The organism is Zhongshania sp., from assembly GCF_029212375.1.
Classification (GTDB): domain Bacteria; phylum Pseudomonadota; class Gammaproteobacteria; order Pseudomonadales; family Spongiibacteraceae; genus Spongiibacter.
Genome location: NZ_JARGNU010000001.1, coordinates 410,623 through 433,826, shown reverse-complemented (window position 1 = coordinate 433,826; position 23,204 = coordinate 410,623). Strand labels below are relative to the sequence as shown.

The 23,204-nt window shown below is 50.8% G+C and carries 23 protein-coding genes; 7 read left to right on the top strand and 16 right to left on the bottom strand.

Going from position 1 to position 23,204, the window contains the following annotated elements; translation table 11 throughout:
- Positions 1-2: 2 nt before the first annotated feature.
- Together P1U47_RS01935 and P1U47_RS01930 are read right to left on the bottom strand one after the other, a co-directional pair.
- Entirely contained in the window at positions 3-746 is a 744-nt protein-coding gene (locus tag P1U47_RS01935) for an S-methyl-5'-thioinosine phosphorylase (RefSeq protein WP_301026832.1), read from the bottom strand.
- Positions 739-1,854: a mechanosensitive ion channel family protein gene (locus P1U47_RS01930; RefSeq protein WP_301026831.1), complete on the bottom strand. Its 1,116-nt coding sequence runs from the start codon at positions 1,852-1,854 to the stop codon at positions 739-741. Before P1U47_RS01930 ends, P1U47_RS01935 begins: the two co-directional genes overlap by 8 nt.
- A gap of 255 nt (positions 1,855-2,109) precedes the next feature.
- Between P1U47_RS01930 and P1U47_RS01925 the strand changes: the two genes are divergently transcribed.
- The 3 genes from P1U47_RS01925 to P1U47_RS01915 all read left to right on the top strand — a co-directional run bounded on the left by P1U47_RS01925 (position 2,110) and on the right by P1U47_RS01915 (position 3,642).
- Entirely contained in the window at positions 2,110-2,430 is a 321-nt protein-coding gene (locus tag P1U47_RS01925) for a DUF6763 family protein (RefSeq protein ID WP_301026830.1), read from the top strand.
- A 184-nt stretch (positions 2,431-2,614) separates the two neighbouring features.
- Complete coding sequence (gene lexA, locus P1U47_RS01920) at positions 2,615-3,217, top strand: transcriptional repressor LexA (RefSeq protein WP_301026828.1); 603 nt, start codon at positions 2,615-2,617, stop codon at positions 3,215-3,217.
- A gap of 5 nt (positions 3,218-3,222) precedes the next feature.
- On the top strand, positions 3,223-3,642 hold the full coding sequence (locus P1U47_RS01915) for a hypothetical protein (RefSeq protein WP_301026827.1): 420 nt from the start codon (positions 3,223-3,225) through the stop codon (positions 3,640-3,642).
- A gap of 65 nt (positions 3,643-3,707) precedes the next feature.
- On the opposite strand, the gene P1U47_RS01910 is transcribed toward P1U47_RS01915, so the two are convergent.
- The 5 genes from P1U47_RS01910 to P1U47_RS01890 all read right to left on the bottom strand — a co-directional run bounded on the left by P1U47_RS01910 (position 3,708) and on the right by P1U47_RS01890 (position 8,079).
- Complete coding sequence (locus tag P1U47_RS01910; protein WP_301026826.1) at positions 3,708-3,971, bottom strand: hypothetical protein; 264 nt, start codon at positions 3,969-3,971, stop codon at positions 3,708-3,710.
- 87 nt (positions 3,972-4,058) lie between these two features.
- Entirely contained in the window at positions 4,059-4,544 is a 486-nt protein-coding gene (locus P1U47_RS01905) for a hypothetical protein (protein WP_301026824.1), read from the bottom strand.
- A complete protein-coding gene (gene topA / locus P1U47_RS01900) occupies positions 4,545-7,232 on the bottom strand; it encodes a type I DNA topoisomerase (RefSeq protein WP_301026823.1) in 2,688 nt (895 codons plus the stop codon).
- A 117-nt stretch (positions 7,233-7,349) separates the two neighbouring features.
- Positions 7,350-7,574, bottom strand: coding sequence for a DUF1653 domain-containing protein (locus tag P1U47_RS01895; protein ID WP_301026822.1), 225 nt, complete (start codon positions 7,572-7,574; stop codon positions 7,350-7,352).
- Positions 7,575-7,578: 4 nt separating this feature from the next.
- Positions 7,579-8,079: a hypothetical protein gene (locus P1U47_RS01890; protein ID WP_301026821.1), complete on the bottom strand. Its 501-nt coding sequence runs from the start codon at positions 8,077-8,079 to the stop codon at positions 7,579-7,581.
- Positions 8,080-8,163: 84 nt separating this feature from the next.
- Between P1U47_RS01890 and P1U47_RS01885 the strand changes: the two genes are divergently transcribed.
- Positions 8,164-8,610 (top strand): universal stress protein, encoded by a 447-nt coding sequence (locus P1U47_RS01885; RefSeq protein WP_301026820.1) that lies wholly within the window; start codon positions 8,164-8,166, stop codon positions 8,608-8,610.
- A gap of 20 nt (positions 8,611-8,630) precedes the next feature.
- On the opposite strand, the gene P1U47_RS01880 is transcribed toward P1U47_RS01885, so the two are convergent.
- Entirely contained in the window at positions 8,631-10,523 is a 1,893-nt protein-coding gene (locus tag P1U47_RS01880) for an ATP-binding cassette domain-containing protein (RefSeq protein WP_301026818.1), read from the bottom strand.
- A 102-nt stretch (positions 10,524-10,625) separates the two neighbouring features.
- On the opposite strand from P1U47_RS01880, the gene P1U47_RS01875 reads away from it, so the two are divergent.
- Entirely contained in the window at positions 10,626-12,563 is a 1,938-nt protein-coding gene (locus P1U47_RS01875; RefSeq protein ID WP_301026817.1) for a transglycosylase SLT domain-containing protein, read from the top strand.
- A 2-nt stretch (positions 12,564-12,565) separates the two neighbouring features.
- Here the strand turns inward: P1U47_RS01875 and P1U47_RS01870 are convergent, their stop codons facing one another.
- From P1U47_RS01870 to P1U47_RS01860, 3 genes are all read right to left on the bottom strand, one after another.
- Complete coding sequence (locus P1U47_RS01870) at positions 12,566-13,366, bottom strand: MOSC N-terminal beta barrel domain-containing protein (RefSeq protein WP_301026816.1); 801 nt, start codon at positions 13,364-13,366, stop codon at positions 12,566-12,568.
- Positions 13,363-13,635 (bottom strand): glutaredoxin family protein, encoded by a 273-nt coding sequence (locus P1U47_RS01865; RefSeq protein ID WP_301026815.1) that lies wholly within the window; start codon positions 13,633-13,635, stop codon positions 13,363-13,365. The genes P1U47_RS01870 and P1U47_RS01865 overlap by 4 nt, the downstream gene beginning before the upstream one ends.
- Before the next feature lie 87 nt (positions 13,636-13,722).
- Entirely contained in the window at positions 13,723-15,027 is a 1,305-nt protein-coding gene (locus P1U47_RS01860) for an ammonium transporter (protein WP_301026814.1), read from the bottom strand.
- A gap of 459 nt (positions 15,028-15,486) precedes the next feature.
- On the opposite strand from P1U47_RS01860, the gene P1U47_RS01855 reads away from it, so the two are divergent.
- A complete protein-coding gene (locus P1U47_RS01855) occupies positions 15,487-16,254 on the top strand; it encodes an RNA methyltransferase (protein WP_301026813.1) in 768 nt (255 codons plus the stop codon).
- 62 nt (positions 16,255-16,316) lie between these two features.
- Here the strand turns inward: P1U47_RS01855 and P1U47_RS01850 are convergent, their stop codons facing one another.
- Together P1U47_RS01850 and P1U47_RS01845 are read right to left on the bottom strand one after the other, a co-directional pair.
- Positions 16,317-17,492: a VWA domain-containing protein gene (locus P1U47_RS01850; protein WP_301026812.1), complete on the bottom strand. Its 1,176-nt coding sequence runs from the start codon at positions 17,490-17,492 to the stop codon at positions 16,317-16,319.
- A gap of 3 nt (positions 17,493-17,495) precedes the next feature.
- On the bottom strand, positions 17,496-18,344 hold the full coding sequence (locus P1U47_RS01845; RefSeq protein WP_301026811.1) for a MoxR family ATPase: 849 nt from the start codon (positions 18,342-18,344) through the stop codon (positions 17,496-17,498).
- 197 nt (positions 18,345-18,541) lie between these two features.
- On the opposite strand from P1U47_RS01845, the gene cysK reads away from it, so the two are divergent.
- Entirely contained in the window at positions 18,542-19,504 is a 963-nt protein-coding gene (cysK, locus tag P1U47_RS01840) for a cysteine synthase A (RefSeq protein ID WP_301026810.1), read from the top strand.
- Here cysK and P1U47_RS01835 read toward each other — a convergent pair.
- Genes P1U47_RS01835 through P1U47_RS01825 form a run of 3 tightly spaced genes read right to left on the bottom strand, consistent with a single transcriptional unit; the run spans position 19,501 to position 23,174 of the window.
- A complete protein-coding gene (locus P1U47_RS01835; RefSeq protein ID WP_301026809.1) occupies positions 19,501-21,030 on the bottom strand; it encodes a serine/threonine-protein kinase in 1,530 nt (509 codons plus the stop codon). The two genes, cysK and P1U47_RS01835, sit on opposite strands and share 4 nt — an antisense overlap.
- A 9-nt stretch (positions 21,031-21,039) precedes the next feature.
- Positions 21,040-21,867, bottom strand: a complete 828-nt coding sequence (locus P1U47_RS01830; RefSeq protein WP_301026808.1) for a hypothetical protein — start codon at positions 21,865-21,867, stop codon at positions 21,040-21,042.
- Between the two features lie 41 nt (positions 21,868-21,908).
- The gene (locus P1U47_RS01825) at positions 21,909-23,174 is read right to left on the bottom strand and encodes an autotransporter outer membrane beta-barrel domain-containing protein (RefSeq protein ID WP_301026807.1); all 1,266 of its coding nucleotides are present in this window, start codon (positions 23,172-23,174) and stop codon (positions 21,909-21,911) included.
- Positions 23,175-23,204: the final 30 nt, after the last annotated feature.

The window sequence follows — 23,204 nt, the reverse complement described above, 5'->3', positions numbered from 1 at the left end:
ATTTAATAATCGGCTATGCAATGAGCGAGAATAGACTTCACCTGTAGCATGCCGGTATCGATTACCGCGCGAATATCATCCATGGTGATGATATTGTCGCCAAGCCCAGCACCAGGATTTACCACTAGCGCAATCGAGGCGTACTCAATCCCCGCTTCTCGCGCCAACGCCGCTTCCGGCATCGCAGTCATCCCCACAATATCGTTACCGTCTTTGGCCAAGCGCCGAATTTCCGCGGCCGTCTCTAGGCGTGGCCCTTGGGTCACCGCGTAAACACCATAATCCTCAAAGGCAATATTCGCATCGACCGCTGCATTGGCAAGCCGCGAGCGCAGATCTTGGCTATAGGGGTAGCTAAAATCGATATGTTCGACCTTGCCATTGCTGCCATTAAAAAAGGTATGCGCACGGCCCCAAGTGTAATCATTGATTTGGTCTGGAATAGCGATCACCCCAGCCACAAAGCGCTCGCTTATACCCCCAACCGCGTTCACCGCAATCATGGCGCCAACGCCCGCCTGCTTGAGCGCAGAAATATTAGCCCGGTAGTTAATCGCGTGAGGCGGTATTTCGTGGCCATGGCCGTGACGGGCGAGAAATAAAAACTCAGCAGATTCGTAACGAATACGCTGCAAGGGCGCGCTCGGCATCCCAAAGGGGGTTTCAATCGCTGTTTCTTCCAGCACTTCAGCGCCCGGCCAATCACATAATCCGGTTCCGCCAATAACAGCAATAGTCTTACTCATGGTTTTGCTCCGCGCGCCCTTGGGCATTTTCAATAGTGATAGGGTCTAACTTAATCGTACTGGTTGGGAAGGCTACATCACCACCAAGCTCATGAATAATATCGAGCACTTGCAATAGCACATTCTGTTTGATGCGATGGTACTCCACCCAATTAGTGGTTTTGGTAAATGTGTAGATAAAGAAATCCAAAGATGAGGCATTGTATTTATTAAAATTAACAATCAGGGTTTTAGCCAAATCAATGTCGGCGTGATTTTCAAGCATCGCCCTAACCCGATCAATAATCTCGGGCAAACACGCAGCATCTTGGTAGCGTACACCGATGGTTTCATAAATCCGACGATTCAACATGCGCGAAGGATTTTCGACTGAAATCTGCATAAATGTCGCATTGGGCACATAAAGTGGCCGCTGGTCAAAGGTGCGAATTCGAGTCTGGCGCCAACCGATATTTTCAACTGTTCCTTCAATGTCCTTATCCGGTGAACGTATCCAGTCGCCAACCGAAAAAGGCCGATCTAAATACACCATTAAGCCGCCAAAAAAATTAGCGAGCATATCTTTTGCCGCAAAACCAACGGCAATGCCGCCAATACCGCCAAAGGCCAACACCCCAGAAATACTGTAACCAAGGTTTTGCAGCACCATCAGCGCCGACACAATAATCACTGCCGAGCGCACTAATTTACCGAGCGCCATCACCGTAGTGCGGTCTATTGGCTCATCCTTAGCTGAGTAATCATCTGACAATAACCGCAGCTCAACCTGCCGTACCAGCGACACCAAAAACCAGCCCAAAATAAGCACCACGGCTACCGCACGCAGCGGCTCTAGCGCGGTAAAAATCTCGGCGTTGGTGGAGCGCACAATAATCTCTAGTACATGACTAGCACCCACCGCCCATATCATGAGCAATGCTGGTTTGCGCGCAGCCTCTAATAGCGCGTCATCCCACAAATTGCGAGTTTTGGTAAACTTCACTGCCAAGCTAGCCATTAACCGGCTTACAAATAAATTCGTCGTTAACATAATAATAACAACGATAAAAACATCGCCCAGCCAAGGGTATTGATCCGGCTGAAAATTACTCCACCACTGCTCAAACATTGCGCTAATCCGTCGTTATTTCTATACAATTTCATTGCTAAGCCAGCAAGGCTTATGCAAATGCACCATAAAAAACCATTTTTCAAATCGAGAAATAGATTAAAAATAGTAGCTAGCCCACTGAATATACAGCGAATTGTATTAAAGGCCCACCGCAAAACCCAAGACCGCCACCTTACTGTCGCGAAAAATACCTACTAGACAGCAAATCCGTAAGTGTTAGTTTGGATACAGGCTTTCGCAGAGGTTGAAATCATGGCTAGAATTAGACCCCAAGTTGGAAAATGGTACAAAGATGCTGAATCAGAACAGCTGTTTGAAGTGGTTGCAGTTGATGACGGCAGCGACTCCGTTGAAGTGCAACTGATAGACGGTGAACTCTGCCAATACGACATGGAAAGTTGGCGACAACTGAGCCTCGAAACCGTCGAAGAGCCAGAAGATTGGCGAAACGCCTTTGAATTAAGCGACGACGACTACCGTTTTCTTGACGACACCATGGTTCCCGAAAATTGGAACAACCCACTGTCGGAAATAGAATCTGACATCGTCAACGGATTACTCGACGAATACTGACACCGCAGGCAATACTATTGCCTGCCGATACCTATATCGATGCCGAATACCCGCCACATTGTTAAATTTTGGCGGGTTTTTTATGCCTCCACAAAAAAATAATGTCTGTGCACATTTACACTTGTTATCTCAAAAACACTGTATATACTAACAGTACCTGTATAGATAAACAGATACTGAAATTATGGAAAAGCTCACTGCACGGCAAAGCCAGATATTACAGCTAATAAAAGACCACATCGTCGACACTGGCTACCCTCCAACCCGCGCCGACATTGCTCGAGTGCTGGGGTTCCGCTCCCCCAATGCCGCCGAGGAGCACCTTAAAGCCCTTGCCCGCAAAGGTGCTATCGAGATAATCGCAGGCGCATCCCGAGGCATACGCCTGCCGGAAAACCTAGGCATTCCCATTATCGGCCGCGTAGCAGCGGGCAACCCAATACTAGCGGAAGCCAATATTGAAGATTACTGCGACATGCCCCCCTCAATATTTTCACCTAGCGCCGACTATTTTCTGCGGGTAAAAGGCGACAGCATGATTAATGTGGGCATTTTTGAAGACGATCTGCTCGCCGTGCACCGCACCAGCGAAGCGCGCAACGGCCAAATTGTGGTGGCGCGTATAAATAACGAAGTAACGGTTAAGCGGTTTCAGCAGCATAAAAACAAATATCAAATTTCTTTACTTGCTGAAAACCCAGATTACCAAGCGATTCAAGTTGATTTACGTGAACAAGAATTTGCCATCGAAGGCTTAAGTGTTGGTGTATTACGGCGCGGGAGTTAAAAACCATGACTTGTATAGAACAGCTACCACTACACTACGCCTCTGAGTCAGCGGTTGCCGCTGGCCAGATCACCGAAATTACCATGCACAGCGAGTCACATCTGTCGCGGCCACTGCTCGCAGCCATGTTGGTACAGCTCAGCGCCAACTCAGATCAGCGCTGGCTGTGCTGGGTTGCCGACCGCCCATTAAAGCCCTTGCTTAGCGCATCTAGCCATCAGCACGACCAGAAAATACTGCAGGTTGTCTCTAATACCGAGCGGGATTTAACAGAAATAGCCGTGCGCGCCCTAGAGCGCGGTAAAAGTCACACAGTAGCTATTTTACTGGACCGACCTTTACGGCCTGATGAGCGTCAATCACTGGAAGTAGCCGCGCTTGCCGGCGCCGCGGAATGCCTAGTAATATCAATGCAAACCGACTAGACGATACGCTCATACACCAATGCACCGAAAATTCAGTGCCAAGTGAGCAATCAAAATAAAATTTGCTAGTGGATGATTTTGGTCTGCAACTCGAGCTCGTCCAGATCGGACTCATCCTCTTCGGCAAAGGCGTCATTGTCGGCAGAAATAGCGGCCGCTTCAATTCCGGCCTGAACCATGGCACGGGCTATTTCCAAGCAAGAGCCATTGATATGCTCCCGCGTTTCTTTGGAAAAACGAATTGTCACCAAAGGGTTTTCATCACCTTCCGAGCGTTGTAGCACAACGTCACCGTTAGCGAGTTCAACCAATTCTAAATATGACAGCACAAAAAATTCCTTGATATTACTAACGCCAACACGACGCCGTTGGCGCTATTGTATCAAATCTATAAAGCCTGACGCCAACTGCCGAGCTTAGTATTCCATTAACGTGGCGCGATGACGGGCGATCGTTGACTTTAACTCCGTTAAGCACGCAGCCAAATCAGGCGCCGCTTCCGGCTCCAGCTGACCATCCCACGCTAAAACCCCATGGCGCGCAGGGCTCGCCACAGCAGTTTGCACAAAGGTATAATTCTGCATCACCGTAAGCCAACCGGGCTCAAGCTCGCGGTCGGCCAGTTCCTCAATCTCTGGTGGTAACTCAGCTGCCACAAAGGAGCGAGCATTAAACACCCCCTGCGGCAACGCCAAGCCGAACTTAGGCTGCTGATCAATTAGATCGGCAAGATGGCACTGATAAGCTAATTGGAGCTGCCAAACCAGTGAATCAGAGGTAGCCCGACGTATATGCCCACCCCACGCTGTTGGATCAGCGGATTCTAGCTGCGCAAGGTATTGCTCAGCAAAATACACGTGCAGATTACACTGGCCACGGAAACTTTCTTTTAGCCCAGCCAATTACTTCGCCGCCTTAGTCTTGGCCGCAGGCTTAGCTGCTTTAGCGACTTTTGCCGCTTTCTCGCGCACTACCCATTTGCCGTTTTCGTAAAATGCCGACCAGCCCGAGGGCTTGCCGTCTACTTCGGTTTGCACATACTGCTCTTTGGTTTTGCGGCTATAGCGAATAACTGCATCACGGCCCTCTTTGTCTTTTGCCGGTGCAGCAAACAAGAATGTGTATTTCTCATCAATTTCAGCTTGATGCGGCAGTATTTCTTTTACCAAGGGCGCACGGGTTTCGCGGTTGCGCGGAAAACCACTCGCCGCTAAAAACAAGCCGGACGCGCCATCGCGTAAAATATAGTGGTCATCAACCTTTTCGCACTGCAGCTCGGGCATTGGCACCGGATCCATCTTCGGTGGCGCTGCCTCACCACTGCGCAGTAGTTTGCGGGTGTTTTTACACTCTTCACCGGTACAGCCAAAATATTTGCCGAAACGGCCGGTTTTTAGCTGCATATCTGCGCCGCATTTATCGCACTCAATCAGCGGGCCTTCATAGCCTTTTACTTTAAAGCTACCCTGCTCTATTTCATGGCCACTGCAATCGGGGTTATTGCCGCAAATATGCAGTTTTCTGGAAGTATCAATAACATAGCTTTCCATTGCGGTATTGCAAATACCACAGCGGTGCTTGCTGCGCAGCACCTTAGATTCAGCTTCTTCGTCGTCGCTATCAATGCTGACAAAATCTTCAGCGGGCACCAAATTAATCGTTTGTTTACAGCGCTCTTTCGGTGGCAGCGCATAGCCTGAACAACCGAGAAATACGCCGGTGCTCGCCGTGCGAATTTGCATAGTACGACCACAATTCGGACAGGGAATATCGGTCCCCGTCGGGACATTATTACGCATGCCCTCGTCTTCAGCTTCCGCAGCTTCTAGGGTTTTGCGAAATTCCGAATAAAACTCGTCGAGTAATTTTTTCCAATTTTTATCGCCCGCCGCCACTTCATCTAGCAGTTCTTCCATGCGCGCGGTAAAACTGTAATCAAGCAGATTACTAAAGCTTTCCACTAGACGATCGGTAACGATATCGCCCATTTTTTCGGCGTAAAAGCGGCGGTTGTCGACCCGCACATAACCGCGGTCTTGAATCGTGGAAATAATCGCTGCGTAAGTGGATGGCCGGCCAATGCCACGTTTTTCCAATTCTTTAACCAAGGCCGCTTCTGAATAGCGCGGCGATGGCTTAGTAAAGTGCTGCGTCGGATCGACTTTAACAAGTTCAAGACGATCACCCACTTTAACGTCGGGCAACTCTTGATCTTCTTCCTTTTTGCTCACATTCGGTGGCTGCACTTTCATAAAGCCGTCAAACAACACTACCCGACCACGGGTACGCAACTCAAAGTCGCCAGCACCAACCACCACCGAGGTACTGGTAAAACTGGCTGAGGCCATCTGGCAAGCCACAAACTGACGCCAGATCAACACATACAAACGCTCCGCATCGCGCTCCATGCCGGCCAGCTGGGTTGGCTCAATATTAACGTCGGAGGGACGAATTGCTTCATGGGCCTCTTGGGCGCCCTCTTTGCTTGAATACGAGCGCGGAGCCTCGGGCAAATAGGATTTGGCAAATTGCGCGCTAATATAATCTCGACAAGCGGCAACCGCGTCGGCACTCAAATTGGTGGAGTCGGTACGCATGTATGTAATGTAGCCCGCTTCGTAAAGACGTTGGGCGAGCATCATGGTTTTCTTAACGCCAAAGCCTAAACGGGTGCTGGCCGCCTGCTGTAGCGTTGACGTGATATAGGGTGCACCGGGGTGGCTTTTGGTTGGTTTGTCTTCGCGTGCGGTAACCGTGTAGTCCGCTTTATTCAATGCAGCCGTTGCCGCTAGGGCGTCGGCTTCATTGTCGGGACGGAAATTCGCGCCCGCTTGTTTTTTTACTTCAAGCCGCAACGCGCCTGCTGACGATTTGTTGTCGGTATGAATCTGCCAGTACTCTTCGGGAATAAACGCCCGAATTTCTTTTTCGCGATCAACAATTAAACGCACCGCTACCGACTGGACCCGCCCAGCAGACAGGCCGCGAGCAATTTTTGCCCATAGTAGCGGCGATACCATGTAACCCACCACGCGGTCGAGGAAACGTCTGGCCTGCTGCGCATTAACCCGATCAATATCCAGCTCGGTGGGCTTTTCAAAGGCGGCTTTAATCGCCTTTTTAGTAATTTCGTTAAATACCACTCGTTTATAGCGGCTGGCATCGCCACCAATCGCTTCGCGCAAATGCCATGCAATAGCTTCTCCTTCGCGGTCCAAATCCGTCGCGAGGTAGATGGTGTCGGCATTTTCAGCCAGTTTCTTCAGTTCATTGACGACTTTTTCTTTGCCGGGCAAAATTTCATAATGGGCGGCCCAATCTTTTTCGGGGTCGATGCCCATCCGCGCAATAAGCTGCTGCTGCGACTTTTTCTTTTTATGAATTTCTTTTTCTTCTGGCGCCATTTTCCGCGTTAACGCCGCGGCCTTGGCCCGCTCTTTAGGATCTACGGTGCTACTTTTAGCACTGCCACTGGTTGGCAAATCGCGGATATGACCAATGCTGGACTTTACGATGTAGTCGGAGCCCAGATACTTATTAATGGTCTTCGCCTTTGCTGGCGACTCCACAATAACCAAAGATTTGCCCATATTATCCTTCTGCAAAATTAGTAAGTACGTGACGCCTTAACGGCGAGAGGCGACATATATAAGTGTTCGTTTCCCCAGGGTCAAGGGGCGATGCTAGGCTTTTTTTTATGCCCCTTGCTAAGCCAAGGCCTTGCTATCGGCCTCAATGAGACTGAAACGCGGCATTGTTTTCCCTTTAAATTCAATGAGTTCAACAAACATTGCCAAGGGTCTTACCCACAGCGCACCAGCGCCGTAAAGGGGTCGATAAACAACCAGCAATTCTTCTGTCTCGCTGTGAGTGGCAATGTCATATACTTGATATTCACCACCTTTATAGTGGCGGTAACGGCCCGCTGGCAAGTTTTCACTCTGTACTTTCGGCTCTGGACGCAACTTCCAGCCCCCCTTTATCAATAATCGCATTGAGGCACTGAGCAATTTCTGCCACTACCTTTTCATCAGCTTGGCGCTCTCGCCAATAAACATGAAGGCCAACAGGCGAAAATTCAAGCATTGTCGCGTCGGCGGGGAGTAAACCGCGAAACTCGGTGATCAATGCCTCAATTTCAGTACTGCAGGGCACCACATCGCCCTCACCCTCAGGAATATCGATCAACCAATACTTCCATGCCGGCAAGCTTCTTTTATTGTGTACGCCACGGGTGTAGCACACGCCGTACACATCATCTTCGCGACGAATACGCTCTCGCCGCGTTTTCGGCATGGCAACAACTTTCACTGACAAGCCTAGGGACCGCGCTGATTCTCGCACGGCAGCCTGCTGCGACTGTCGCCGCGAGGGCAAAATCCACATAATTGGTGCCAGCATAAATGCAATTACGGCAATACCAATAAGCCACGTCATAGAATTCCTTTGTCAAATACTGGACAGTTGGCAGGCTTTATACCTTAATAACGGCGTCAATTGCGAATACTAATGGAGAGTAAAATGCCAAATTATCGGCTTATCCTGACCGCGATAGATCTATCTGATGAGGCCAGCAGCGTACTTGACCGCGCTGCCGGCATGGCTGCACAACACAGCGCAGAGCTACACCTATTGCACGTTGTTGAACCCCTCAGCCTCGCCTACGGCGGCGATATTCCTATGGATTTCTCTGAAGTGCAGTTACAACTGCAAAAACAAGCCGAAACGGCGCTCGCAAAATATGCCGAACGCTTAACAATCCCCGCTAAGCGATGCCATTTGCTCACCGGCCGTCCCGACGCGCAAATACATGAGCTTAGCAAAAGCCTCGGCGCCGACTTGATCATTGTTGGCAGCCATGGCCGCAAGGGACTAGCGCTACTGCTAGGCTCAACAGCCAACGGCGTGTTACACGGCGCCAGCTGTGATGTGCTAGCGGTGCGCGTGGGCCAGCACAAAAAGCCCTAAACGGCTAGAATTAGCTGATTTTATTCAGCTAATTCTAGCCAGCGCTCCATGCAAGCATCTAATTCAGCCTGTATGGACGCGAGTTTATCGAGTACTTCAGCAATGGCCACTGGGTCTTGCTGATAGAATCCAGCATCGCCCGTCTTTTTACCTAAATCCTCAAGACTTGCCTCTAAGTTCTCGATTTTTTTAGGTAAGTTATCAAGCTCCCGTTGATCTTTATAGCTCAGCTTACGGGCTTTAGCTGCCGGAGGTGCCGGCGCGGTAATCGCCGCAGGCGCCTCCTGCTTTGCGACTGGTGCCGCTTTTTGTTGCGCAGCGCGCCGCGCCATATATGCAGACACCTCACTGTAGCCACCAATATGCTCACTGATTACGCCATTCCCCTCAAAAAGCAGGCAGCTGCTGGCCACGCTGTCGACAAAAGAGCGATCGTGACTCACCAGTAGGACTGTGCCGCTAAATTCAACTAGCAGGCTTTCTAACAGCTCTAAGGTTTCCATATCCAAGTCATTGGTCGGCTCATCCATAACCAGAACATTGGCGGGTTGACTGAATAAGCAGGCCAACTGCACCCGCGCGCGCTCACCACCAGACAGCACGCCAAAGTGACTGCGGGCCCGCTCAGGACTAAACAGAAAATCGCCAAGATAGCTCATAATATGGCGGTCTTTGCCATTAATGGTGACGGCATCGCGGCCTTGACCAACAATATCGACCACTCGCTGACTTTCATCAAGGCGGTCACGCAACTGGTCAAAATAAGCTACTTGCAAATTGGTGCCCGCTTTCACGGTACCTGATTGCGCTTCAAGCTCACCCAAAATTAGCCGCAACAAAGTGGTTTTACCCGCGCCGTTGGGGCCAATCAGGGCGAGTTTATCGCCGCGACACACCAGCAACGACAAATTATTGACCAATACCTTACCTGGCACCTGAAAAGACACATCCGTAAGTTCAGCCACAACTTTGCCAGTTCTGTCAGCCTGATTAACACTGAGATTGGCTGACCCCGACTGCACGCGGCGGCCTGAGCGTTCGGTGCGCATACGTTCAAGCGCCCTAACCCGACCTTCGTTGCGGGTTCGGCGCGCTTTAATACCCTGACGAATCCACACTTCCTCTTGGGCGAGACGCTTGTCAAACAGCGCATTGTGTTCAGCTTCGATCTCTAAAGCGTGCTCGCGAAGCTCTAAATAGCGACTGTAATTGGTGTCGTAATTCGTCAAAATACCCCGATCTAACTCAACGATGCGGGTTGCCAATTTTTCGATTAAAGCCCGGTCGTGGGTTACAAATAGCACGCAGCCCTGAAAAGACATCACGCATTGTTCCAGCCACAAAATACCATCGAGATCCAAATGGTTGGTGGGCTCGTCGAGCAGTAAAATATCGGGGTCGCACACTAAGGCCCGCGCCAGCGCCACTCGGCGGCGCCAACCGCCCGACAAACTAACCACAGTGGCATCGGCATCTAATTCTAAGCGCGACAGGATATTGTCGATGCGTTGTTGAAATAACCAGCCATCATTAGTTTCTATTTCCCGCTGCAAGTGCTCAAGTTCTTTCAGCTCAGCATCGCCCATGTCGCCATGGATTAGCTCGTGATAACGACGTAATACCTTACCAAGGCCGGCCAAGCCATCGGCTACCACGTCATATATCGTTTCTTCAGGCGAGGCAAAGTCTAAGGTCTGTTCCATGCGCGCAATTTTAACGCCTGGCTGGCGCCAAACCTCACCAGAATCTACTGGGGCACTGCCCTCGACAATACGCAGTAAAGTGGACTTGCCGCAGCCATTGCGGCCCAATAAACACACTCTATCTCCAGCTTCGAGTTGTAATTCTGCGTTATCCAGTACAATCTGTTGTCCAATACTGTGCTGTAATTGTGTGGCACGTAACAAAGGCATATATTTGATCCAATATAGGGGGCAGCAGATGCCAGTTGGGCATCCGCTAAGTATTTTGCTAACTCATCGAAAATTCACGAAATCAATCAAGGCTGCTGGGATATGAACCGCTTTTTCACGCTCCTTATCGTACTGTCACTCCAGACGATATCTGCCAATGCCGCCCCTTCGACGGAGGACAGCCGCAGATTATACCGCGAAGCACTGACCGAAATCAGCCGCGGTCGCATTGCCAATGCCGAAAAGCTAGCGCCTCGCTTAAGTAACTACGCGTTATTTCCCTATTTTGAGCTGGAATTGCTAAAAGCACAGATCGATCAAACTTCACAGCAAACCATTGATGTGTATTTACAGCAGTATGGCGACACCATTACCGGACAGCGCATTCGTCTCACATGGATGAATAAATTATTGCGCGACCGCAATTGGCCACAATACGTGCAGAACTATCGCAAGAGTTCGTCCACCACCAATAGCTGCCATTACGCTTACGCCTTGCGCCAAATAGGCGACACAAAGGCCGCCAATACCGCAATTTCGGAGCTGTGGAGCACGCCCTACTCACTCCCCAAAGAATGCGACGCGCCAATCAAACAGTGGTTTGCTACGCTCAACCAAGCCCAAACTGAGCATCAGTATTGGCGTCGCGCCAGCCTTGCCCTCAACGCTGGCCAAACCGATATGGCCCGCTACCTACTTGGCAGGGTCAAAGGCAGCGAAGCCTATATTGAAATATTACAAAGCCCCAACCTCCTTTTTAGCCGAGGCCTTAACCTGAGCCCCAACGATCACAGCCGCGACATAGCCGCTCACACCCTAAAGCGTCTGGCCAAAAGCGATTTTGAGCGCACCAACACACTGTGGCAGCAACTTGATCGCCACCTGAAGTTCACTCCAAGCCAAAATTATGCCCTGCGCGATAGCATGGCCAGACAAATTATTGCCAGTGACGCCGATTACACTCGCGACTGGGTTATGGCCACCGACCCCGACTACGAAGACCCCTATTTAACGGAGTGGCGAATTCGTCTGGCCTTAAAGGACGGCGACTGGACATCGGTGCAACGTATTGTGCAGCATCTCCCTGCCGACAAGCAGCAGAAAGCCGACTGGCGCTATTGGTCGGCAAGAGCCGATATCGAGCTCCGCGGTGAGCTGACCGTCAGCACCCAATTAGCACTGCAATCCTTGGCCTCCGAGCGCGGCTATTACAGCTTTTTAGCGGCAGATATTCTCAACGAAGACTATCAGTTGGGCGCCACTCGCACCCTAGACCCTGCACTCATTAGTGAAATTGAACAGCACAGCGCCATTGCCCGCGCCCACGAGCTATACCTGATCGGCGAGCCCGTAACCGCCAACCTTGAGTGGGCTTACGCTATGCGCAGCCTAAACAAGGCCGAGCAAGTTGCCGCCGCACAGCTGGCTCTAAACTGGGGCTGGGAATACCAATCCATTATGACCGCTATACGCGCCGGCGAGTGGGATGATTTGCAGCTGCGCTTCCCCACTCCCCACCAAGACAGTTTCACTAAGACGGCGAAACGGGAAAAAATTCAATTGAAATGGATATACGCCATTGCGCGACAAGAAAGCGCCTTTGCGCCCGCCGCAAACTCACCCGTTGGCGCGCGCGGGCTGATGCAATTAATGCCGGGCACCGCTCGCCTTGTCGCCAAACAAATGGGCATTCCAAGCCCCAAAACTGAAGACCTACTGATCCCCGAAAAAAACATTGCCATGGGTGGCTATTATCTTGGCCAGTTACTGGAACAGTTCGGCGGCAACAGAGTGCTAGCCACCGCTGCCTACAATGCCGGCCCGGGTCGAATTGAACGGGTATTACTGCGCCAAACCAAAGACATGCCAGCCGACATCTGGATTGAGAACCTACCCTATGGCGAAACCCGAGAATACATTAAAAATGTGCTGGCTTTTAGCGTGATTTACGCCGAAAAACTAAAGCTAGAGCGGCCGCTGCTGGCCCAAACTGAACGCCAGATCGGCCCCAGAACCAGTGCCACGGCACTCAAAGACTAGCGCTAGCTTACAATTTTCACCTCGTCGCCAAGGCGAATATTACCTTGGCCACGATGGATCATATTTTGACCAAAATAGACCTCATCACCCCGCTGACGTAGTTTTCTTAGCATCGTAAATACATCCGCCTCGCGGCTCGCATCCACTAAATTAACGGTGGGAATCGCGCAGCGCGCACAGGGCTTAACCAGATCAAACTCAATATCGCCTATGCGAATACGTTGCCAATTATCTTCCGCAAATGCCTCAGCACCGCTTATGACGATATTTGGCCGGAAGCGCAAAATATCCATCTCTCGCCCGAGGCCAGCGCTAAACAACTGTAAAGAAGCGGTATTGCAAAGCAAAAATGGAAAACCATCGGCAAAACTCACCCTGTCGCCCTGCTGGCCAAATTGCATATCCACCTGCCGATGCGTTTGCTCTGGCATGTAACAAAGCCGCAGCGGTTTGCCCAGCAAGCTGCTAAGCCAGCTAGCGGCCTCGTCGCCGGCATCTAAGGCGGCGCAGCTATCTGCCCATACCATCACCTTACAGGAAGTTTGGGCACTGGCTACGGGTACGTAAATCTCGGCATTGGCATAATCGAGATGCCAAAGATAAATACCCTCCCCCCTGTATTCGGCGCCAATTCGCGACATTTTTGGAACCTGGCGCTGGGTGATAAATTGCCCAGTTTCGCCCACCACCAACCAGCGCCGGTCGCGATCTGGGCCCCAGCTCGTCACCCTTGTGGTTTCCTGTGCGTGGCCGCGCAGAGATTTAACTGGATAAGAATAAAGTCCCGAAACTTGGATACTCATCGCGCTGACCGCTCGCCGGCAAATGCCAGTACCGCCTCGCTATCGAAGGGCCAGCGCAATTCAAGGTTGCCACTCGCTCGAGTTAACACCGGAATAGACAGTGCATAACGCTCCAGTAAGGCGTCATCGTCAGCGATATCAATCACTTCTATCTGCCAGTCGTAGCCCTGGGCCAAAAGTTCGCTTAAAACAGTTTCAGCCAACTCGCACAAATGGCAGGCCGAAGTCCCGTACAGTGCAAAGGACGTCACTGGCGTCTGCACTTCCATATCGCCACTCCTAAATAGATATACGCCAAAAACAAAAAGCCCAGCAATGCTGGGCTTTTTTTTAAATTAAAATAAACCGCGGGCTAATTATAAATCGTAACCCACTTCGTTGTGACAAGTAATATCCAAGCCCTGCGCTTCTTCGTCGGCACTTACGCGCAAACCAATGAGCTTGTCGATAAGCACAAATAAACCGTAACTAATAATGGCGGTATACGCAAAGGTAGCGCCAATACCAATCAACTGCACTTTAAGCTGCGAAACAATTGTCATGCCTTCGGCAAGCCCTTGGCCGCTGAAAATACCCAATTCGCTACTGGCAAAAATGCCCGCCAAAAAGGTACCCAAGATGCCGCCGACGCCGTGCACGGGGAAAACATCGAGGGAATCATCAATTTTCCACACCTGCTTCATTGCTAAAGTGACGTAAAAACACACAATACCAGCACTTAAACCAATCACCATAGCGCCAGCAGGGCCGACATAGCCGGAAGCCGGTGTGATGGTACCCAAACCGGCTACCATGCCGGTTACCGCGCCTAGCGCACTCGGCTTGCCGTAGCGCTTCCATTCAATTGCCGACCACGTTAAACAGCCTGTTGCCGCAGACAAATGGGTTACCAGCATTGCCATACCGGCATTTCCATTGGCGGCCAAGGCGCTACCGGCGTTAAAACCAAACCAGCCAACCCACAGCATACCGGCGCCAATAAAGGTCATAGTTAGGTTATGTGGCGGCAAGGCCATTTGCCCAAAGCCCTGACGCTTACCCAACACCAGTGCAGCGACTAAAGCAGCGGCACCTGCGGTGATGTGCACCACTGTACCACCGGCAAAATCAAGCAAGCCCATTTCAGCTAGCCAGCCGCCGCCCCATACCCAGTGGGTAACGGGCGCGTAAACCAACAGCAACCACAGCGCCGAAAAGATCATAACCGCCGAGAATTTAATCCGTTCTGCAAAGCCACCGATAATCAGCGCTGGGGTAATAATCGCGAAGGTCATCTGAAACATAATAAAAACGGTTTCGGGAATATCGCCACTAATACTCGACTCACCGACACCAGCAAGAAATGCCTTACTTAGGCCACCGACAAACGCCGAGCCCTCGCTAAAGGCCAAGCTATACCCCACCACAACCCACAGCAAGGACGCAAGACAGGTAATACTGAAACACTGCATCAATACGCTTAATACGTTTTTACTGCGCACTAGGCCACCATAAAACAACGCTAGGCCAGGTAACGTCATAAACAGAACAAGGGCAGTCGATGTTAACACCCACGCGGTATTACCGGTGTCGAGACTCTGTGCAAATCCCCACTGTGGTGCAAAAATAGTGGCGAGCAAGCCAGCAACACGCAGCAGGCGCCAATTTCCCTTGTTTTTCATCAAAAGTATCTCCTAGCGCGGAATGGTACGCACTAAATTGGTTCATTTATAATTAAGTCGCTCGGTATTGGGGCGATAATTACCTGACCTATATAATTAGGTATTAAGGTAAAACCCACTACAACTGCATGTAAGTCACTGTTTATCAGTGATATTAGCTTCAAATTCTCGACTTAGAGACTGTTGCCAAAGCAAACGCGACATAAGATTTATTTGCTGAGCATCCAGCAACGCACAAATTAGAAGCAATATTCATGCCCAAGCATAGTGCAAAAGCACCACAAAAATGCATTAAGTAATATATCGTCCTAAAACGCTAAATATAAATAGACTAAAACAAGGTAAGCGCGAGCATTTTCAATTAAAATTCCCTCCCACGCGCAGCATCCCCGCTGAGTGCCCACAGCTGCGGCAAAGGGCCTTAGCAAGCCCAAGACCACGGCAATATAAGCGAACCCTATGAGCAGTGAGAACTATCAGCAACGCAAAGCATTTTTCGACCAGTTGTTAACGATCTACGGTCGAAAGCCAGTACTAGAAGCCCTTCAAGACTCTACAATGCAGGTCTACAAGCTCCACCTCGCTCAGAGCAATAAAGAAGACGGCATTATTCGGGAATTGCGCCAGCTCGCCGAACAGCGCGGCATTGAAATTGAAATGCACGAGCGCAAAGCGCTGTCGCGCATCTCCAAGAACGGTAAACAAGATCAGGGCGTGGCCGCCGACCTACAGCTCAGCGCCTACCAGCCCTGCTCTGCAATTAGTGCTGATCATTTGCAGGCATCGCCGCGCCGCTATATCGCATTAGACCGCATAACCAACCCGCAAAATCTCGGCATGATTATTCGCTCAGTAGCCGCCAGCGGTATCGACGGCCTTATTTTACCCCGTCGAGGCGGCGCGCCATTAACAGCACTAGTTATAAAAGCCAGTGCCGGCACCCTCTTCAAGGCGCCGATCTATCACTGCGAAGATTTAGATGCCGAGTTACTGCGCATGAAAGACGATGGCGCCACCCTATGCTGCCTATCGTCCCACGCTGAGCACTCGCTTTTCGATTACAAAGCGCAGGGCAGCATGGTTTATATTCTTGGCAATGAAACCGAGGGTGTGAGCCGCAATTTGGAAAAGCGCTGCAATGCGCGCCTAAAAATCCCGATGCACAACGGCGTCGAATCGCTAAATGTCGCGGTGACGGCTGCGTTAATTGCGTTTAGTGGACTTTAATAATAGTGCGAAATAGGCAAAGATAAGCGCAAACGATGAGATTCATCGCTTGCGCCGTAGACTTACTTAGCCAAATAAACCATGGCCTGCTCAAGCCCACCTAAGGTCATGGGGTACATATGCCCCTCAAGCTGCTTTTCAACCATTTTAATCGACTGAGTCCAGCCCCAGTCTGAGGGTGGCACGGGGTTTAACCACACCACTTTCTCGTAGGTCTCACGCAAACGTCGCATCCACGTCTCGCCCGCCTCCTCATTCCAATGCTCAACACTGCCGCCGGGCTGAACAATTTCATAGGGCGACATTGATGCGTCACCCACAAAAATCACTTTATAGTCCGAGCTGTACTTATGCAGAATATCCAGCATTTGAATGCGCTCAGCGTGCCGGCGCATATTGTTATCCCACACCGACTCGTAGATGTAGTTGTGGAAATAATAATATTCCATGTGCTTAAATTCAGTGCGCGCCGCTGAAAATAGCTCTTCGCAGACTTTAATATGCGGGTCCATTGAACCACCCACATCAAAGAACAACAGCACTTTCACCGCATTATGGCGCTCTGGCACCATTTTTAGGTCGAGCATACCGCCGTTCTTGGCGGTGGACGAAATGGTATCGTTAATATCCAACTCGTCTGCCGCGCCGGTGCGCGCAAATTTGCGCAGGCGTCGCAGAGCCACTTTGATATTGCGAGTGCCCAGCTCAACACTGTCGTCGAGGTTTTTAAAATCTCGACGCTCCCACACTTTAATGGCCTTTTTGTTTTGGCTTTCACCACCAATACGGATGCCTTCTGGATTGTAACCACTGTGGCCATAGGGCGAAGTACCGCCCGTACCAATCCATTTATTGCCGCCAGCGTGGCGGCCTTTTTGCTCGTCGAGCCGCTTTTTAAACTCTTCGATGAGCTTATCCAGACCACCTAATGACTCAATTTTGGCTTTTTCTTCGTCGGTGAGCTGCTTAAGAAACTCTTTGCGCAGCCAATCGTCGGGAATCATCGCTTCGATAATATCGTCGAGACTGCTTAGGTCGCTAAAGTAGCGGCCAAAGGCTTTGTCGAAGCGGTCGTAATACTTCTCATCCTTGACCATGCACAGCCGTGCCAACTGATAAAACTCGTCAACATCAACAAAGGCCAAGCGCGCTTGCAGCCCTGCCAATAAATCGAGCAGCTCGCGAATGCTTACCGGCACGCCGGCATTGCGTAAACTGAGAAAAAATTGAACTAGCATAATTTAATTGCGGCCATCGCGGCGATGCATAAAGGCCAGACGCTCAAGCAAATGAACATCTTGCTCATTTTTCAACAGCGCGCCATACAGCGGCGGAATGGCCTTACTGGCATCGCGATTTTTAAGAATTTCACCGGGAATTTCATCGGCCAGCAATAGTTTCAGCCAGTCGATTAACTCCGAAGTTGAAGGCTTTTTCTTAAGGCCAGGAATTTGACGAATCTCGAAGAACACTTCCATGGCCTCGGCTACTAACTCTTTAGCGATATCTGGGTAGTGAACCGCAACAATCTTCTGCATGGTTTCCCGGCTGGGGAACGTAATAAAGTGGAAGAAGCAGCGACGTAAAAATGCGTCGGGCAATTCCTTTTCATTATTACTGGTAATGATAATAATCGGCCGGTGCTTGGCTTTAACCGTTTCGCCGGTTTCGTAAACAAAGAACTCCATGCGATCGAGTTCAACGAGTAAATCGTTGGGAAATTCAATATCGGCCTTATCAATTTCGTCGATCAGCAACACCACTTGCTCGTCGGCGGCAAACGCCTCCCAGAGTTTGCCGCGGCGGATATAATTACTGATGTCTTTTACTTTTTCATTACCCAGCTGTGAATCGCGCAAACGCGAAACTGCATCGTATTCGTACAGGCCTTGCTGCGCCTTGGTAGTCGATTTGATATGCCACTGGATCAGGGTTTTGCCCATCGACTCGGCGACTTGCTCTGCCAGCAGGGTTTTACCGGTACCTGGCTCGCCCTTAATGAGCAGCGGACGCTGTAAAGTCACTGCCGCATTAACTGCCATGCTCAGGTCGTCGGTTGAAACGTATGAATCGGTGCCGGTAAATTTCATTGGTATTCCCTAAAACTTGTCGCACTGTTCTAAACTAGTCAGGCGATGATTAAAATGACTGCGCAGAAGACTAACCAAGCTGGCATTATAAGGCAATTACAAATCTGGCCAGCATAATTAATCAATCGCCTGCCATAATTGGTATTACAGCGGTCGCTGCCACAAATAATCTATGCCTCAAACAGACGGAGACTACCATGCCCGCCCCCTTTGACGACTTAAGCCTCACTATCGGTAACACCCCGTTAATTAAAGTAAAACGCATTAGCCAGCACAATATTTTAGTGAAAATGGAAAGCCGCAACCCAGCTAATAGTGTGAAATGCCGAATTGGCGCCAATATGATCTGGCAAGCCGAACAAGATGGCGTCCTCAAAGCCGGTATGGAAATCGTTGAACCCACCAGCGGCAATACCGGCATTGCGCTGGCATTTGTAGCCGCGGCACGGGGTTACCCCATAACCCTCACCATGCCCAGCACCATGAGCATGGAGCGCCGCAAGGTGCTGCTCGCCCTCGGCGCGAAACTGGTACTCAGTGATGGCAGCAAAGGCATGAAAGCCGCAATTGCCGCCGCAGAGGCCATCGTGGCCAGCGACCCGAAACGCTACTTTATGCCCCAGCAATTTAGCAATCCCGCCAACCCCGCTATTCACGAGCGCACCACCGGGCCGGAAATTTGGCAGGACACCAAGGGCGAAATTGATATTCTCGTCGCGGGCGTTGGTACCGGCGGCACGCTATCTGGCATATCACGCTATATTAAAAATCAGTGTGGCAAGGCGATCACCACTATTGCCGTCGAGCCCAGCTCCACCAACCTAATTCGCAGTGCGCTCAACGGCGATGAAGTGCAGCATGCACCACACAAAATACAGGGTATAGGCGCGGGCTTTCTGCCCGACAATCTCGATTTAACGATGGTTGACGCCGTAGAAACCATCGACGATGACGAGGCCATGCAGTGGGCCCATCGTTTGATGAAGGAAGAAGGTATATTGGCCGGCATTTCCAGCGGCGCCGCCATGGCGGTGGCGCAACGGGTGGCGAGCCGCCCAGAAAACGCCGGCAAAACCATTGTTGCAATTTTGCCTGACTCGGCTGAACGCTATCTAAGCTCGGCCTTATTTGCCGGTGCATTCACCGAAATCGAGGGCTAAGGCACAGCCTGCCCGCTAAGGCTTTTCTTTAGCGCGAGTAATTCTGGGTTTTGAGCCAGCGAATCGTATTTCAATAATTCGTCCAGTTGTTGTATCTGCTGCGCTGGCTCAAGTGGCGCAGCCGTAATACCGGCACGCAATTTCAGCACCAAATCATCTAGCTTCGCCATTACGCGTTCATTACGGGGATGCAGTGCATACGCCTTATCGAGGTAGAATAACCCGCCGTTAATGTCTTTAAATTTTAAGGCCAGTTCTGCTTCACTCATATTGTTATCAAATTGCTGCTGCACAGCGACAGGCAGTTCCGCAAAGGGAATATCCGGCCCCTGCGCGGGCTCGTAAAATGCAATGTAGCCACCAAAACCAACAAGCATTAACACCACGACCGCACTCAGCTGGCGAATACTGCGTCCTGCACCGGTAAATTGCCGATAAAACTGACCGGCATCCGCACAGCGCTCATCTCGCTTAAATGCCAGCGCAGCAACAATAGCCCGCCACTGGTAAGCCGCAATACCGGCAATTCGCTTGGGCCGCAGGCCCTTGTCTCGCGCGGTTGGCGCTTTCGCTTTTGCGAAGGGATGCTCTCCGGTGTAAAGCTGATAGGCAATAATCCCCAGCGCGTAAACGTCATCGGAGGTATGAGGCGGCGCCGCCTCAAACATTTCGCAACTGGCGTAGCCTGGGGTGAGCCCCACCACCTCGCCAAGATCATCACCAGTGCCGTAAAGCGCTCGCGCAATGCCAAAATCGAGGATTTTTAGCACGCCCTCATCGGTCACAAAAATATTGGCGGGTTTAAGGTCTGAGTGCACAATATTGCGCTTGTGCGCGTAGGCAATTCCTTGGGCAAGCGCCTCAATATAAGCCCGCGCGTGGCGTTGGCAATGCTCCCGATCACTAATAATTTGATCTAAGGTGCGGCCCTTTAAGGCCTCCATAGTCATAAAAAACACATCACCGTCGCGGTCGAAATCGTATACGGTAATAATATTTGGATGGGCAAGTTTTTGAGACTTATCGGTTTCTCGCTGCAGCGAAATATAGGCCAGCGGATCCTGCAAAAAATCGCCGGTAATCAGCTTTATCGCCACATAGGGGTCAGGGTGTTTGGCCTCTAATTTACGTTGATCCACCGCGAGGAAAACGGCGCCCATGCCCCCTTCACCGAGCTTTTTTTCCAGCCGAAATCGATCTTTAAGCACACTGCCAACATCGAAGCTGGGGCTGGTAGCCGTGTTGACCGGCCCACTATCGTCTACAAAAAAATCTGTATCATCACCGGCGTGACTCGTCAGTACCGTGGCATCTGCCCTCGACGTTAGCTGGGTGGCGTCGCCCACAACAACGGTTAAAGCATCACTGCCAATGTCTTGGTGATTAAGCTTGGTTTTTTCGCCATCGGTAGGCGCCAGACCGGTCTGATCTGTATCAAACTCAAACTCAAACTCAAACTCCGTGACCTCATCTTGCGAGGCGCTTGGCGTCAGCTTGCTGATTTGAGTTTTGTCATTATCCGCCATACCCGCGTTTTAACCTCCGCTGCCGTGGCCCAAGGCGGTACTCAGCAAACTTGGCCAGCGCTCGCTCCAACAACAGTAATGATCAAAGCCACGTATCACCTGCGATTCGCCGCCGTGTTTAGCAACAAATGCGCTAAGATGTTGTGGGGGCACATTGTCATCGTCACTCCCAGCAAAATGCCAATACCGAATGCCCGTTGGAAAAAGGTTGTCCATGGGATTGAGCGAATCTGTTAGCGCCAAGTAATTATGGTAGCTGGTCCATGCCCTTGTATCCAAATTTGCGGCAATCGTGATTACTGCATCGACCTTTTCCATATACCTCAACATGAGCATCGCTAAGCTACCGCCACCGCTATAACCAATCAACCTAACCTGTTTAGCGCCGCGTGCGGCAATCAACGAGTCGGCAGCCTTGGCCATGCTACGCACCAGCGCTTCACTATAGCGGGCCGAAGTCCACATTGATTCGTTACAACCTGGTTCATTAACCAAACCTAAATAGCAGGGGCGACCAAGGTAAACCGCGTCGGCCTGCGTATCTAAACTCGCTAGGCTGAGTCCCAGCGACTGCGTGGGGGTGGGGTCGCTCGCAATATAGCGACCACGCAACCAAGGGCTGCCATCGCCATCGAGATAAATATGTAGCACCTCAGCCTTTGACGGCGGACGAGAATACACAACGTGCTTAAAACCAAGCCCCATTAACACCTGCTTTTCCATACCATACTTCTGAGCGGTGGCATCGATACGCTGAGTGGGGCTACTACAGGCACTAAACATAAAAATCAGCAGGCAAATTCGCAAGCTGAGAAAAACGCCATTTAGAAAAGTCATTGCGTCCTCATCAATAAACTACCAATCGCAATAGTGACTTTTTATGGCAGCTCATAGCGAACACCCAAGGTCGCGGTGTACTTATTCAGATAATCGTGCAGAAATAAACGCTCATATACGGCATAGGCTGCAAAGCCCCGCTTGAATTGCCCAGACAGTCCCAACGACACCGCCAGTGTGCTGGAGTCGGGCTCGTCAGAGAGATCTGAAATACTACCAATTACGGTTTTATCACTGTCATTCAAGGTTTGACCATTGGTTTTATATGCGTCGCCTTGATCAAAAATAAACTCAGCCCGCATAGAAGGCAGCAGCACACCCCACGACTGTAGTAGCGAATAATCTGCCTGCACGGCCAAGCTCAACAAATTAGAATCGATATCTTGGGCGTTAATACTGCGCACGGTGCCAGCGCCTGAAGCAGAGCGTTCGGTGTAGGCGTCTATCTCGCCGGTCATTAACAATGCCCGTATTGTTGGGCTAAGCCTTAGCGCGCCATACTGATATTCGGTGCCCAGTGTCAGATCGCCGTACCAATAATTGCTGTTGGTGGCGGCGTCAAAGCTGTCGCCAGCGTTACGACGAGCGATATCAATGTCCATTGCACCGTAGGCAACTAATACCGAGACATAATGTTCTGGCCAGTAGTGAACGCCGTGAAAGCCGAGCATTGTGAGGGATACCTCGCTGCCACCGAGCTGGCTATCGAGATCGCTGTCGCCGTCGCTTCGACTAATCGACATACCAGCAAAGCTGCTATCGTCTATGCGGTAATCAAAACCAAGGGTCAATGCGTTGTTCTTCTGTTCATACCCACCGCTGCTCGCGGTGGCCTTGCGCTCGCGCTCAACATGATCTGCAAAACTAAATACCGAGAAACGACTGCCATCGAGCAGCGCATTATCACCCGCGCCCGCCGCGCCACCCAACGTGCTGCTTTCGCTATTTTTGTCACTGCCAATGCCTCTTGAAATGACTCGAAGGGCATTAAATTTACTGCCTAGATTCATCGCGGTGTCTTGCGCTAGCCCACCACCGCTTTCGGTCACCACTGCGCCGCAGGAATCAGTCGAAACACTGTTACTCGGTTCCGCCGATTCACTTGCGCGGGTAAACGAAGGCGCGGCAAAACTAACATACTCACCGCCAGTACCAACCCCACCGGTAGGCTGGTCTGGGGGACCTTCCTGACCGCCATTCGATTCTTGACGACCTTTACAGATTTCAGCTGCCTGCAGTGGCAACGCAATAGCAGCCGCGCTTATAAGCCCAGACAACACCACTGTTTTTAAATGTATTTTGGCCACAACCCGTTATCCTCTTATTGTGCAATCTAT

Excerpts from the sequence above, each read along its gene's own strand:
- P1U47_RS01935 (WP_301026832.1), bottom strand. The coding sequence starts at position 746 with ATGAGTAAGACTATTGCTGTTATTGGCGGAACCGGATTATGTGATTGG.
- P1U47_RS01930 (WP_301026831.1), bottom strand. The coding sequence starts at position 1,854 with ATGTTTGAGCAGTGGTGGAGTAATTTTCAGCCGGATCAATACCCTTGG.
- P1U47_RS01925 (WP_301026830.1), top strand. The coding sequence starts at position 2,110 with ATGGCTAGAATTAGACCCCAAGTTGGAAAATGGTACAAAGATGCTGAA.
- lexA (WP_301026828.1), top strand. The coding sequence starts at position 2,615 with ATGGAAAAGCTCACTGCACGGCAAAGCCAGATATTACAGCTAATAAAA.
- P1U47_RS01915 (WP_301026827.1), top strand. The coding sequence starts at position 3,223 with ATGACTTGTATAGAACAGCTACCACTACACTACGCCTCTGAGTCAGCG.
- topA (WP_301026823.1), bottom strand. The coding sequence starts at position 7,232 with ATGGGCAAATCTTTGGTTATTGTGGAGTCGCCAGCAAAGGCGAAGACC.
- P1U47_RS01890 (WP_301026821.1), bottom strand. The coding sequence starts at position 8,079 with ATGACGTGGCTTATTGGTATTGCCGTAATTGCATTTATGCTGGCACCA.
- P1U47_RS01885 (WP_301026820.1), top strand. The coding sequence starts at position 8,164 with ATGCCAAATTATCGGCTTATCCTGACCGCGATAGATCTATCTGATGAG.
- P1U47_RS01880 (WP_301026818.1), bottom strand. The coding sequence starts at position 10,523 with ATGCCTTTGTTACGTGCCACACAATTACAGCACAGTATTGGACAACAG.
- P1U47_RS01875 (WP_301026817.1), top strand. The coding sequence starts at position 10,626 with ATGAACCGCTTTTTCACGCTCCTTATCGTACTGTCACTCCAGACGATA.
- P1U47_RS01870 (WP_301026816.1), bottom strand. The coding sequence starts at position 13,366 with ATGAGTATCCAAGTTTCGGGACTTTATTCTTATCCAGTTAAATCTCTG.
- P1U47_RS01865 (WP_301026815.1), bottom strand. The coding sequence starts at position 13,635 with ATGGAAGTGCAGACGCCAGTGACGTCCTTTGCACTGTACGGGACTTCG.
- P1U47_RS01860 (WP_301026814.1), bottom strand. The coding sequence starts at position 15,027 with ATGAAAAACAAGGGAAATTGGCGCCTGCTGCGTGTTGCTGGCTTGCTC.
- P1U47_RS01855 (WP_301026813.1), top strand. The coding sequence starts at position 15,487 with ATGAGCAGTGAGAACTATCAGCAACGCAAAGCATTTTTCGACCAGTTG.
- P1U47_RS01850 (WP_301026812.1), bottom strand. The coding sequence starts at position 17,492 with ATGCTAGTTCAATTTTTTCTCAGTTTACGCAATGCCGGCGTGCCGGTA.
- P1U47_RS01845 (WP_301026811.1), bottom strand. The coding sequence starts at position 18,344 with ATGAAATTTACCGGCACCGATTCATACGTTTCAACCGACGACCTGAGC.
- cysK (WP_301026810.1), top strand. The coding sequence starts at position 18,542 with ATGCCCGCCCCCTTTGACGACTTAAGCCTCACTATCGGTAACACCCCG.
- P1U47_RS01835 (WP_301026809.1), bottom strand. The coding sequence starts at position 21,030 with ATGGCGGATAATGACAAAACTCAAATCAGCAAGCTGACGCCAAGCGCC.
- P1U47_RS01830 (WP_301026808.1), bottom strand. The coding sequence starts at position 21,867 with ATGACTTTTCTAAATGGCGTTTTTCTCAGCTTGCGAATTTGCCTGCTG.